14 protein-coding genes are annotated in these 13,219 nt (G+C 39.1%); all 14 read left to right on the top strand.

Annotation, left to right across the window (positions count from 1 at the left end):
* Nucleotides 1-101: 101 nt before the first annotated feature.
* The 14 genes from rfbB (at nt 102) to KIH23_RS03930 (ending at nt 13,218) form a co-directional block, all read left to right on the top strand.
* Nucleotides 102-1,148 (top strand): dTDP-glucose 4,6-dehydratase, encoded by a 1,047-nt coding sequence (gene rfbB / locus KIH23_RS03995; protein ID WP_213211376.1) that lies wholly within the window; start codon nt 102-104, stop codon nt 1,146-1,148.
* Between the two features lie 9 nt (nt 1,149-1,157).
* On the top strand, nt 1,158-1,568 hold the full coding sequence (locus KIH23_RS03990; protein WP_213211375.1) for a sugar 3,4-ketoisomerase: 411 nt from the start codon (nt 1,158-1,160) through the stop codon (nt 1,566-1,568).
* A 4-nt stretch (nt 1,569-1,572) separates the two neighbouring features.
* The gene (locus KIH23_RS03985; protein WP_213211374.1) at nt 1,573-1,992 is read left to right on the top strand and encodes a sugar 3,4-ketoisomerase; all 420 of its coding nucleotides are present in this window, start codon (nt 1,573-1,575) and stop codon (nt 1,990-1,992) included.
* Nucleotides 1,974-2,912 (top strand): hypothetical protein, encoded by a 939-nt coding sequence (locus KIH23_RS03980; protein ID WP_213211373.1) that lies wholly within the window; start codon nt 1,974-1,976, stop codon nt 2,910-2,912. The genes KIH23_RS03985 and KIH23_RS03980 overlap by 19 nt, the downstream gene beginning before the upstream one ends.
* 146 nt (nt 2,913-3,058) lie before the next feature.
* A complete protein-coding gene (locus KIH23_RS03975; protein ID WP_213211372.1) occupies nt 3,059-3,838 on the top strand; it encodes a DegT/DnrJ/EryC1/StrS family aminotransferase in 780 nt (259 codons plus the stop codon).
* Complete coding sequence (locus KIH23_RS03970; protein ID WP_213211371.1) at nt 3,831-4,712, top strand: formyltransferase family protein; 882 nt, start codon at nt 3,831-3,833, stop codon at nt 4,710-4,712. Before KIH23_RS03975 ends, KIH23_RS03970 begins: the two co-directional genes overlap by 8 nt.
* Nucleotides 4,709-5,833, top strand: coding sequence for a DegT/DnrJ/EryC1/StrS family aminotransferase (locus tag KIH23_RS03965; RefSeq protein ID WP_213211370.1), 1,125 nt, complete (start codon nt 4,709-4,711; stop codon nt 5,831-5,833). Before KIH23_RS03970 ends, KIH23_RS03965 begins: the two co-directional genes overlap by 4 nt.
* Before the next feature lies 1 nt (nt 5,834).
* Nucleotides 5,835-7,322, top strand: a complete 1,488-nt coding sequence (locus KIH23_RS03960; protein ID WP_213211369.1) for an oligosaccharide flippase family protein — start codon at nt 5,835-5,837, stop codon at nt 7,320-7,322.
* On the top strand, nt 7,319-8,287 hold the full coding sequence (locus KIH23_RS03955) for a glycosyltransferase family 2 protein (protein ID WP_213211368.1): 969 nt from the start codon (nt 7,319-7,321) through the stop codon (nt 8,285-8,287). The genes KIH23_RS03960 and KIH23_RS03955 overlap by 4 nt, the downstream gene beginning before the upstream one ends.
* Nucleotides 8,287-9,276, top strand: a complete 990-nt coding sequence (locus tag KIH23_RS03950) for a glycosyltransferase family 2 protein (protein ID WP_213211367.1) — start codon at nt 8,287-8,289, stop codon at nt 9,274-9,276. Before KIH23_RS03955 ends, KIH23_RS03950 begins: the two co-directional genes overlap by 1 nt.
* Before the next feature lie 2 nt (nt 9,277-9,278).
* Entirely contained in the window at nt 9,279-9,800 is a 522-nt protein-coding gene (locus tag KIH23_RS03945; protein WP_213211366.1) for an acyltransferase, read from the top strand.
* Complete coding sequence (wecB, locus tag KIH23_RS03940) at nt 9,793-10,875, top strand: non-hydrolyzing UDP-N-acetylglucosamine 2-epimerase (protein WP_213211365.1); 1,083 nt, start codon at nt 9,793-9,795, stop codon at nt 10,873-10,875. The genes KIH23_RS03945 and wecB overlap by 8 nt, the downstream gene beginning before the upstream one ends.
* Nucleotides 10,876-10,887: 12 nt before the next feature.
* Entirely contained in the window at nt 10,888-11,997 is a 1,110-nt protein-coding gene (locus KIH23_RS03935; RefSeq protein ID WP_213211364.1) for a glycosyltransferase, read from the top strand.
* A gap of 150 nt (nt 11,998-12,147) precedes the next feature.
* Nucleotides 12,148-13,218: an EpsG family protein gene (locus KIH23_RS03930; RefSeq protein ID WP_213211363.1), complete on the top strand. Its 1,071-nt coding sequence runs from the start codon at nt 12,148-12,150 to the stop codon at nt 13,216-13,218.
* The last annotated feature ends 1 nt before the right edge of the window (nt 13,219 follow it).

Here is a 13,219-nt window from a genome sequence, read left to right as displayed (position 1 = left end):
CCAAAAATGGGACTGATGGGGCGGAGCCATTCCTAAAAAACAAAATAAATCCAAACCTTACGCCTAAAATCATTGTTTAAGCGTTTTCAGTTTTTAACATCATGAAAAAAATACTCATTACCGGTGGCGCAGGATTTATCGGTTCGCATGTAGTCAGACGATTTGTAAATCGATATCCGGAATATAAAATCTACAATCTCGACGCACTTACTTATGCCGGAAATCTTGAGAATATTGCCGATATCGAGTCATCAGCCAACTACGAATTCATAAAAGGTGACATCACTGATGCTGATTTTGTCAATGATTTGTTTGTTAAGCATCAGTTTGACGGTGTCTTGCATTTGGCCGCAGAATCTCATGTTGATCGTTCTATTACCGATCCGCTCGCTTTTGTCAGAACCAATGTCATCGGAACTATGAATTTGCTCAATGCGGTTCGCGAAATCTGGAAAGACAATAAACAAGGCAAACGTTTCTACCACATCAGCACAGATGAAGTTTACGGAACTTTAGGCGCCGAAGGATTGTTTACCGAAACCACGCCTTATAGTCCGAATTCACCTTATTCTGCTTCAAAAGCAGCATCAGATCACTTTGTTCGTGCTTATGGTGAAACTTATGGTTTGCCGTATGTTATTACCAATTGTTCAAACAATTATGGGCCGAACCATTTTCCGGAGAAACTCATTCCGCTCATGATCAATAACATCATCAACAACAAACCGCTTCCGGTGTATGGTGACGGAAAATATACGCGTGATTGGCTCTACGTCATTGATCATGCCGTAGCCATTGATTTGGTTTTTCACGAAGGAAAAAATCATGAAACATATAATATTGGCGGCTTCAACGAATGGCAAAATATAGATTTGGTTCATTTGCTTTGTCAAAAAATGGATGAAAAACTCGGTCGACCAGAAGGCACTTCTGCTCAATTGATTACTTATGTTAAAGACCGACCGGGCCACGATTTGCGCTATGCGATTGATGCGAACAAAATCAACAAAGAACTTGGCTGGAAACCATCGGTTACTTTTGAAGAAGGCTTGAGCCAAACCATTGATTGGTATTTGCAAAATACAGATTGGCTCGAGAGTGTTACCAGCGGAAATTACCAAAAATACTACGACCAACAATATCAATAACCGTTGGATATGAACACTGAAAACTTCACAACACCGCATATTATTGAGTTGCCCAAAATCGCCGATGCGCGAGGGAACTTGTCTTTTATGCAAAATCCAGAACATATTCCATTTGACATCAAGCGTGTTTTTTGGATTTATGACGTTCCGGGCGGAGAAACCAGAGGTGGTCACGCATACAAAACACAAGAAGAAATCATCATTGTCATCAGCGGAAGTATTGATATTGTGGTGGTGAATCAACAAGGTGAAACCAAGCGTTTTGTTTTAAATCGATCGTATTCAGCGTTGTATATTCCACCAATGCATTGGCGCCATTTAGAGAATTTTTCTACTAATTCGGTTTCGGTTCATTTGTCAAGTGCCGATTTTTCTGAAGAAGACTACATCCGCGATTATCCTCAATTTTTGATTTCTTAAGGCTATGAAAAAATCAACCGTTTATGATTGCACGATGGTTACTTTGCCCATTAATCATCAAGCCAACGGAAACCTAACGGCCGTGAGCAACAGCCAAGAAGTACCGTTTGATGTGCAGCGGGTGTATTATTTATATGATGTTCCGGGTGGTTTTAGTCGTGGCGGACACGGGCACGCTGAGTTACAACAGCTTATCGTTGCTCTGAGCGGTAGTTTTGATTTGATTGTCGATGACGGAAAAGTCAAGCGCACCTTTCACCTTTCAAGACCGAATATGGGCGTGTATATGCCTTCGGGATTGTGGCGCGAATTAGACAATTTTTCGAGCGGCTCAATTTGTTTTGTTTTGGCTTCACACAAATATGATGAGGCCGATTATTTTAGAGATTACAATCAGTTTACGCAATGGAAATCATCGAAGTAAACGATCAATTATACGGGCAAAATTTTGCTCAACCGTCGCATGTGTTTAATTCGGCGGCTTTTAATGCGCTCAATGCCTACAAATGTGAGCAAGTTTATTATTTGATTTTCAAAGATTCCAAAGTCCGATTAGGATTGATTTTAGGCGTTCGCGAAGGCAAATTAATTTCGCCTTTTTCTGCGCCCTTCGGCGGATTTGAAGCAACCTCGGTTGATGTTCGGCTGCAAACCATTGATTTGGCGCTTGAAGCTTTAACCGCTTGGGCAAAATCTAAAAACTATATCGGCATTCGCATCGTACAACCGCCGTTTATTTACGGTTCAGATTTACTCAATAAATTCCACAATTGTTTGTACCGAAGCGGCTTTGTCAGCCAAAATATTGAACTCAATTATCAGTTTGAAACTGCAAAATTTACCGAAGATTATGTGATGAAAGTTCTTTGGTATAATGCCCGAAAAAACTACAAACGTTCCTTGCAAGCCGGTCTTGAATTTATTCCGCTTTCTGCACAAGATGGTCAGCAAGCTTATGATATCATTGCGCTCAACCGACAACAAAGAGGTTTTCCGCTCAGAATGACTTGGGTGCAAGTTCAAGAAACCATGACGGCGGTTCAAGTTGATTTTTTCTTGGTCAAAAAAGAAAGAGATGATATAGCCGCAGCGGTTGTTTTTCACGTGGCCGATGGCATTGTTCAAGTAGTTTATTGGGGCGATTTACCGGCTTATGCCGAATGTAAAACCATGAATTTCTTATCCTATCATTTGTTTGAATACTACCAAAAACAAGGTATTCGCCTCATTGATATTGGGCCGTCCACCGAGAATTCAATTCCGAACCACGGTTTGTGTGAATTTAAAGAAAGTATTGGTTGCAGTATCGGCATCAAAACCGAATTTTATAAAGATTTGAACTAATGTTTGTACTGAATCCTGACCCGTTTTTGTTACCGGCTTATAGAATCAGCCCTTTTCAGACGTGTCATTTGGCTCAGAATACGCAATACACTGAAAGTAATTTCGCCCAGAATTATTTTGATAACAGATTCGGTCAAAATAAGTGGATGTTTACTTTTAACGGTCGTGAAGCTATTCGTTTGGCGCTCCAACAGTACCACCTCAAACCGCTTGATGTGGTGACGATTTTGACCACTTCTGAGAATTTTTACATCAGTTCTTGTGTGACCAAAACCATCGAAGAATTTTGTCAGTGGAACCGAACCGTCACGCATGATACCAAAGTCATCATTGTCAACCATGAGTTTGGTTATCCGCACCCGAAAATGCAAGAAATCTTAGCTTTGGGGTTGCCCATTATTGAAGATTGTTGTACTACTTTTTTTAGCCAAGATACAGCGCATAAAGTAGGGCAGTACGGCAATTTTACCACTTATAGTTTTCCGAAATTTTTTCCGATACAAATAGGAGGATTGCTCGTTTCAAATCAAGTATTTTCACAACCGTTCACCACTGAGTTAAATCATAACGAGCAAGTATATATTGAAAAAACATTATCGCATTATTTGTCTCAAAACGATTCGATTATAGCCCAACGCAAAGACAATTTTCAATATGCGGCCGAAGCGTTTCAAAAGATGGGATTCAGTTTGAGATTTGAAAGTTCTGATTCAGTTGTGCCTTCTGTACTTATGCTCAACAATCATCATCAAATCAAAGATTTACCGGCACTGAAAGTTTTTTTGGCCAATCACGGAATTCAAAGCAGCGTTTTTTATGGTGAAGATGCTTTTTTTATTCCGTGCCATCAACATTTAAATACAACGGATATCGATTACTTCATTCAAGTAATTCATTATTATCAACAAAATTTTGCAAATGTCTAAACCCAAAATTGTTTTGGCCGGATTCGGTCAGCCGATGATTGATTTGTATCATTGGCTTGAAAGTCGTTTTGATGTTTTAGGCGTGGTACCCGATTATCACCGACGTGCGAAGTTTCCGTTTTTTTATGCGTTTTTAGAAGAACATCAACTCCCGATATTAGATTTTGCACAAGCCAATGAGCTTCAGCCGCAAGCCATCATCGTTTATAATTACAACAAGATTATTCCGGTTGATGAGGTTCGCACTGAGTTTTTGCTCAACATTCACATGGGATTGTTGCCCGTTTATCGCGGAAACAATGCCAATTCATGGTCAATTCTCAATGGCGATTATACCGTTGGTTATACTGTACACGCCATCAACGACAAGCTAGACGATGGTGATATTTATTATAAGTTCGGCTATGAAATCCAGCCCAATCAAACGTATTTTCACGCCAAGCAAGCGATGAAAACAGATATGGAGCAAAATCTAGCGCATAAAGTTGAAGACATTCTACAACGAAAAATACAACCGCAAAGCCAAGAAGGCGCTTCGTTTATATATGCTTGTCCGCTGGTTCCCGAAGACGGCATCATTACCGATTGGAACAAGCCAACACAAGATTTTATAGGGCGGAATATGGTTTTTGCTCGCCCTTTGGGAACGGGTTTCAAACTCAAATACAACAACACTTTATACGAAATCAACAAACTTTCAATGATTTCCGGATTTATGCACTCTAAAGGCGTACCCGGCGCGGTGGTTTTAATCACCTCTGAAGGTGCGGTTTGGATCAAAACAGCCGATACCGCTTTGGCCATTGAAAGCCTCAGTTTAGACGGACAAGAAATAATACCGTCAGCATTATTTAAAATAGGACAACGATTATGATCAAGTTTTTAGATCTTCAAAAAATCAATGCGCAATATGCCGATGAGCTCAAACAAGCAGCTGCTGAGGTCATTGATTCAGGTTGGTTTTTGACCGGAGATAAACTCGCTACTTTTGAAAAACAACTCGCCGAATTTACCGGAGCAAAACACGCCATTGGTGTGGCCAACGGACTCGATGCTTTGCGTCTGATTCTCAAAGCTTACATTGATATGGGCGTTATGGCTGCCGGCGATGAAGTAATTGTTCCGGCGAATACGTATATAGCTTCTGTTTTGGCAATTACTGATAACCAGCTTGTTCCGGTTTTGGTTGAGCCTACTTTAGAAAGTTACAATCTTGATTTGAATTTGATTGAAAAGCATATTACGCCCAAAACCAAAGCCATTATGGTGGTGCATTTGTATGGTCAGGTTTGTTGGAGCGATGATTTGACAGCTTTGGCGCAGAAGCATCAACTTAAAATCATTGAAGATAATGCTCAGGCGATAGGCGCGAGTTTCAACGGTGTCAAAACCGGTAACCTCGGTGATGCATCGGGCTTTAGTTTTTATCCAGGAAAAAATCTGGGCGCTTTGGGCGATGCCGGAGCCGTAACAACCAACGATGCTGAATTAGTCGAGCGTGTGCGTGCTTTGGGCAATTACGGCAGCAAGAAAAAATACGTCAATGAATTTATTGGTCTCAACAGCCGATTAGATGAACTTCAGGCGGCTTTTTTGAGCGTCAAAATCAAGCATATTGAAACTGAGAATCAAATCAGGAAAAATATAGCAGCGCGATATCTACAAGAAATTACACATCCAGAGGTGATTCTTCCGAGGCCGGTGAACAAAAGTTTTTCGGCGAATGAAAACCCGGAACACGTTTGGCATTTGTTTGTGATTCGTCATCCAAATCGCGATGCGCTTCAGACCTATTTGAGCGAATGTGGCATTCAAACGTTGATTCATTATCCGATTCCGCCCAACAAACAAGGTGCGTATGCCCAGATGAATCATCTTGATTTTGAACTGACCAATCAAATTCACGATACGGTTTTGAGTTTGCCCATTAGTTCGGTAATGACTCAGGACGAAGTGACCCAAGTGATTACCGCAATCAATCATTTTAAAGCCTGAAATGAGCGAGAAAGCCTCACATTACAAATCAATATTTAAAGCCACTTCTATTTTTGGAGGTGTTCAAGTATTTAATATACTGGTTACACTTATTCGCGGAAAAGCAGTCGCGTTGCTCATTGGTACCGCAGGTATGGGTTTAAACGGTTTGTTTATGTCGGGATTAAATTTAATTAAAACGGTAAGTTCATTAGGGCTCACCGAAAGTGCTGTGCGCGATTTGTCAAAAGCTCATGCCTCGGGCGACGAACATCAAATGCAAATCACTTTTGCAGTTTTTAAAAAGTGGATATGGATTACTGCTGCCTTGGGAATTCTCATTACGGTGTTATTTTCATCCTTGCTAAGTCAGTTTTCGTTTAATAATCACGATTATACTTGGTCATATATCGCCTTGAGCAGCACCTTTATTTTTGGAGCACTCATGGGTGGAATTTACACCATGTTGCGCGGAACCAGACAGCTCAAGTATCTTGCTCAAGCTAATATATTTGGGGGCGTTGCCGGTTTGTTGGTGGCTTTGCCAATATTATTTTTCATGGGCATAAAAGGGGTGGTTCCTGCTATTATAGCTACTGCTTTTGCTACTTATTTGGTATCGCTTTATTTTAAGAATAAAATACAATTAACCGAAGTCAAAGTTAGTTGGCAAGAAACCATAAATCTGGGTATGCCCATGGTTAAACTTGGACTTAGTTTAACAGTAGTAAATTTATTAGCCTCGGCTGTTGCCTTTGCGCTGAATGGTTATATTTCAAAAACCGGAACCTTGTCTGAGGTAGGTTTGTATAATGCTGGTTTAGCTATCGTTGATGGTTATGTAGGAATGGTATTTACTGCCATGTCAACCGATTATTTTCCGAGGTTGTCCGCTTTAATTCACGACGAAAAGCAATGGAAACAAGTAGTAAATCAACAAGCAGAACTAGTCTTAATCATTCTGGGAATCGTATTGGTCTTACTTATTTCAACCACCCCAATACTAATAAGATTGTTATTGAGTGCTTCTTTTTTGCCGGCACAAAACTTTATTTTTTGGGCAGTTTTAGCTATACCGCTCAAAGGTTTGGTTTGGGTTTTGGGTTTTATTATTCTAGCCAAAGGCGACAATAAATTGTTTTTGGGTGTAGAAATCACAGCCAATATGCTGTTGTTGTTGTTTAATATTGGTTTTTACACTTATAAAGGAATTGATGGTTTGGGTATATCTATGTTGGTAAGTTACCTGGTATTTATCATCATGATGCTCAGTGTACTTAAGGTAAAATATAGCTTTAGTTTTGAAAAAAATGTTTATCTGCTCTTGGCTAAAGATATGATTCCGTTGGCTTTGTGTATGGTTTGCATTTATACCTTGGGCTACCCTCAGGCGTATTTTTTTGAAGCTATTATTGTAGCCATTACCCTTGGGATGTGTTATGTTGAACTCAATAAGCGAATGAACATCAAATCTATATTGTTAAACCTCAAAGCGCGCATTTCCGGATGAATCTATTGGTAACGGTTGCGGTAGCTACGTACAATTCAGCCGCTTTTGTCGAAGAAACGCTCGAGAGTATCTTCAATCAAAGCTACAACCCGATTGCACTGGTGGTTTCAGACGATTGTTCTCAAGATAACACCGTTGCGTTGGTTCAAAGTTGGATTTCACAACCGCGGGTTAACGAGCGATTTCACAGCATTGAATTGGTTACAGTTTCTAAAAATACCGGGATTTCGGCCAATTGTAACCGAAGCATCGCTGCTGCGCCTTCAGAATACGTGAAGTTCATAGCCGGTGATGACATCATTCTTCCGGACGGAATTGAAAAATATATGAATTTTGTGGCCAAAAATCCACAAGCTCGCATCGTTTTTAGTCAGATTAAGGTTTATCAAGATTATTTTAAGCCCGAATCGTATGTCAAAACCACACCGCTTGATTATCCACATAATTTGATGGATGAAAAATTAACAGCACATGATCAATATCAATTGTTGTTGCTTTCAGATCGCATTCATTATACACCGTCTTTTTTTCAGAACAAACAAGCCGTTCTTGAAGTAGGCGGTTACGATGAAGAAAACAAATTGGTTGAAGATTATCCGATGTGGTTAAAGCTAACACAGGCCGGAGAACGATTGTTCTATTTTCATGAGCCAACGGTAGGCTACAGAATTCACTCTAAAGCTACTAATAATACCGGACAAGAAGTGCTGTTCAAACCCTCGGTTATTAATTCATTCAAAGTTCGTCAAACCTTCGCACATCCATACTTGCCGTGGGAAATCGTCGCTTCTGAGTATCAAACATATTATTTCTCAAAAGCATTTGAGCAAGCAGGTTTGAATCAAAATAAGCCATGGATTAAAAGGCTATATCAATTAGCAATAGTATATTTGAATCCGTTTCAATATGTGTATGCTTTTAACAAGCGATTACCACAAAATAAATCAAAAATATTCTATCAATAATGGTGCGTTTAAGTATTATTATTCCTGCTTATAAAGTTGAAAAATTTATCGAGAAAAGCATTCGCAGTCTCGAGCATCAAGATATTCCGCTTTCTGATTACGAAATCATTGTTACCAACGACGGTTCTCCGGATAACAGCGCGGCTATCGTTACAGGATTGCAACAAGTTTATCCGAATATCATACTAATAAATCAAGAAAATCAAGGGGTTTCCATGGCGCGTAATCATGCTATAGCCCAAGCTAAAGGAAACTATATTTTACCCATTGATCCGGATGATTATGTGTTGCCTAATACTTTTGAGCGTATTTTAAGTTTAGCCGAAGGTAGAAACCTAGATGTGCTGTATATGGGCTTTGAAATTTTTGATGCCGACGGAAATTCAGAGTGGAAAACCCGTTACAGTAATTTTACAGACAAAATATATCCAGGAGTAGAGGCTTATTTTCGCGCACGGGATTATGATGTTCGCGACCCCGATCGTTCCTGGGCCATGCTCTACAAACGCTCTCTACTCACCCAATTTTCAATAGATTATCCCAAAGGAGTTCCGTATTTAGAAGATGGTTTGTTTTTGGCGAAAGTATTTGCTGTGGCTGAGCGCGTTGGTTTTGATCACGAAATTTTTTATCAGCGAACTACCCGAAAAGGTTCAGCTACCAATTCGAGATTATTTTATTCTGAACAAGCTATCAATGGTTTTATCTTGGCTATTGACGATATCAAACATTTTGGAAAAAAAAATAAACTCACCCATCAACAATCGGATTTAATTCATCATGTGATGGCTAAATTTGTGGTTTTATCCCTTTCACCAAGTATTGCCAGCAGAGATTTTAAATCTTATTTTAAGGTCATTCAGAAACTCAAACAAGCAGGGTTTTCTAAGTTGGAAACCAATGGGCTTCGTTTTAAATATAAGCAATACATCAAAGTTTATAATTTTTCAAAATGGTTATTTCCTGTTTATTTTAAACTGATCAATTAGTTATGTTCAACAGATTTAAATATCAAAATTGGAAAAAAAATGAACCTTCAAATTGGTTGGAATACCTCTTGTCTCCGGCCAATAACAATATTCGGTTAGTGAATTTTTTCTTTCAGAAAATTCTACGCATCAATGCTGAAGTTCCATTTATGGTTCATTTTACATCGACTGTCAGTAAAACCGTTTATTTAGGCAAAGGTGTGGCTCAGTATTTTGCTAATTCTGGAGGATGTTACGTACAAGGGATAAATAATATATATATTGGCGATTATACCATTTTTGCCCCTGGCATTAAAATTATTTCGGCCAATCACGATAAAAAAGATCTTCATAAACACGATAAAACAACCCATCCTGTTATCATTGGGAAACATTGTTGGATAGGTGCTAACGCGGTCATTTTGCCCGGAGTCACTTTGGGAGACCATGTAGTGGTAGCAGCCGGTGCGGTAGTCAGTAAATCTTTTCCGTCGAATGTAGTTGTTGCGGGGGTTCCCGCCAAAATAATATCAAAAAATGAATAAAATTACCATCATTGCTGGGGCAAGACCTAATTTCATGAAAATTGCGCCCATCATTCATGCCATTAACAAAAGGTCTGATGTTTCACTCACTTATCGATTAGTGCACACAGGGCAGCATTTTGATGAAAAAATGAGTCACACTTTTTTTCAGCAGCTCAATATTCCTGAACCTCATATCAATTTAAATTGCGGAGGTGGAACACAAGCTGAACAAACTGCCGCCATCATGGTTGCCTTTGAACAAGAACTTTTGGCTCATCCGACTGATTTGGTTTTGGTAGTTGGCGATGTAACCAGTACTATGGCTTGTAGTATTGTAGCCAAAAAATTAAACGTAAAAGTGGCTCATGTTGAGGCAGGTATACGTTCATTTGATATGAGCATGCCTGAAGAAATTAATCGCCTAGTGACAGATGCTTTGACAGATTATTTCTTTACCACAACCCATTGGGCCGGTGATAACCTCAAAAAAGCCGGTGTAGAAGAGCACAAAATTTTCTTTGTGGGCAATGTTATGATTGATACACTTTTGGCCAATCGATCTAAGTTTAAACAACCGGATTTTTGGTCCGCATTTCAGTTACAGCCTCAATCCTATTTTGTTGTAACCCTTCACCGCCCGGCCAATGTTGATGAGCCGGATAACTTAAAACAATTGGTTTCTGAAATTATTGAAAACACCAACGGAAAGCCGGTCATTTTTCCGATTCATCCTAGAACGGCGAAGGTTTTACAATCAACAGGTATTACTGCAAATCATTTGCATATTGTTGAGCCTCTGGGTTATTTAGAATTCAATTATTTGGTTGAACATGCCCAAGCAGTCATTACCGATTCAGGCGGAATTACCGAAGAAACAACCATCATGGGCGTTCCTTGTTTGACCTTGCGCGACAATACTGAGCGACCGGAGACCATTTCAATTGGAACTAATGAATTGATTGGCACTAATCCTAAAGCACTCAAACCCGCTTTGCAGAAAATCTTAAATCAAGATTGGAAAAAAGGTGGAATTCCAGAAAAGTGGGATGGAAAAGCCGCTGAGCGCATTGTTGATTGCTTGATTAAACTTTAATAAATTCAATACATGAGTGCTCAAAAAATATTAATCGTCACCAACGGATTTTATCCTGAAATTTCACCGCGTTCCTTTAGAGCAACCGAGCTTGCCAAAGAATTGGTGAGACAAGGGCATCAAGTAACTGTTTTAACCCATCCTCGTGAGGACGTGTCAGAGTTTTGTGCGAAACACGGTATTGAATACAAAAATATGGGCGCTATAACTTGGAAGCCATTTACCATCAAAGGTTCTGGTTTGGTTCGTTTATTTTGGCGGTTGGTTACAAGATTCAGCAGTTTGCTTTTTGAGTATCCGAACATTCAAATTATTTCTTTGCTCAAAAAGACGCTTTGCCAATTTTCAGGTTATGATTTGATGATTTCTGTAGCTGTTCCGTATCCGATTCATTGGGGAGTGGCCGCTGTAAGAACTTCAAAAAAACCCATCGCCAAAAAATGGATAGCTGATTGCGGAGATCCCTACATGGGTCAAGAAAACGATACTTTTAAGCCACCTTTCTACTTTGGATGGTTAGAGAAAAGATTTTGTCGAAAGGCCGATTATATTACGGTGCCTACTTCGGCATCAATCAATGGTTATTACCCGGAGTTTAGATCTAAAATTCGCGTTATTCCACAAGGTTTCAAATTTGAAGATGTGCAACGCAGTAATGAACCACTTAATCAAGAAAAAATCATATTTGGTTATGGAGGCATGTTTATTCCGGGTCGTCGCGATCCTTCAGAGTTTTTGAATTATTTGAATTCACTTGATCAATCTATCAAATTTGAATTCCATGTGTATACAACCACACCGCACATGGTTGAACCATTTATCGAAAATTCAAAAGGAAGAATTATACTCAAACCTATTGTCAAAAGAGATGCGCTGTTATTTGAAATGAGTAAAATGCATTTTGTAGTCAATTTTGAAAATGTCGGCAGTACACAAACACCAAGTAAACTCATTGATTTTGCCATCATCGAAAAGCCTATTTTGTCTATCAAATTTGGTGGGTTAAAAACTGAAGTTGTCGATCAATTTCTAAATCAAGATTACCAAAATGCATTCAAAATTGAGCAAGCTGACCAATACAGAATAGAGCGTGTTGCACAGCAATTCTTAAATATAGAATAAGAAAATATGAATAACGCCTTTAATTTTTTTCTGCTTTCACCTGTTTTGGGAGTCATTCAGGCTTTTAAACACTATCGTGAAACTTGGGCGAAAAATAGCGTTTGGTTATTCATTATTTTTTATGGTTTTACTATGTACCGTCCGGAGCTTATGGACTCAACGCGATATGTAGCTAAACTTCAAGAATTGTATCAACAGCCTATTAGTTGGGAATCATTCATAAGCAGTTTTTATTCTGAAGACGGCGATACGGTTGATATTTATCAGCCATTGGTGACCTACTTAATGTCTATGGTAACTGATAGTGGAAACCTATTGTTTGCTGTGTTTGGATTTGTTTTCGGCTATTTTTACTCCCGAAACATTTGGCTGATGATTGATCTTGCGCGAGTAAGATGGCCCGGGAAAGAATTCTGGATAATGATTGCAGCTTTTGCTTGTGTTATTGGTTTTTGGAATCTTAACGGAGTCAGAATGTGGACCGCGGGGCACATCTTTTTTTATGGTGCATTTTTGCATTTGTTTAATAATCAAAAAAAGGGAATTCTCATTGCAGCATCAAGTATTTTGGTGCATTTTTCTTTTGTAGTTCCTTTAATTGCTTTGGCTTTATTTTATTTGATCAAGAGTTCTTGGCGATTTTTGTATTTTGTTTTTTTAGGAAGTTTTTTTATATCTACGCTCAATATTCAAGCTGTCAGAAACCAAATTGAAAGTACCGCACCGGAGTTTTTGCTTCCGCGTGTAAATCGTTATACCAGTGATGAGTATGTTGAAACCGTTACCGAATTCAATGCTCAGGCTGTTTGGTATATTGATTACTACACCAAAGCACTCACATGGTTTATCGCAATTTTGTTTACGGTCATCTATTTTACACCCAAAAAAAAATCCGAATCATCGCCGACTTTTATCAATCTCTATGGGTTCTCAATGCTGATTATGGCTGTTGGTAATATCATGTCGTTGTTGCCTTCGGGAAGTCGATTTGAAATGATTGGACAAATGTTTGGCCTTGCGATGATTATTTATTTTTGGACACAATACGATTTTGCCAACTACCGAAAATGGTTCAAAATCGCCTCGCCATTGATGATCTTCTTTGTTTTTATTTCGATGCGAGTTTCGCTTGAAACCCTCACCTTTACCACAGTATTAACCAATCCTGTTTTGGTGTTTTTTGTTGATTTGCCATTTCCGCTCATTAATCTAATCAAATAGC

The organism is Flavobacterium sp. CYK-55 (genome assembly GCF_018413465.1).
Lineage (GTDB): Bacteria > Bacteroidota > Bacteroidia > Flavobacteriales > Flavobacteriaceae > Flavobacterium.
The sequence above is the reverse complement of the archived record's forward strand: the minus strand, read 5'-3'. Positions and strand labels throughout refer to the sequence as shown.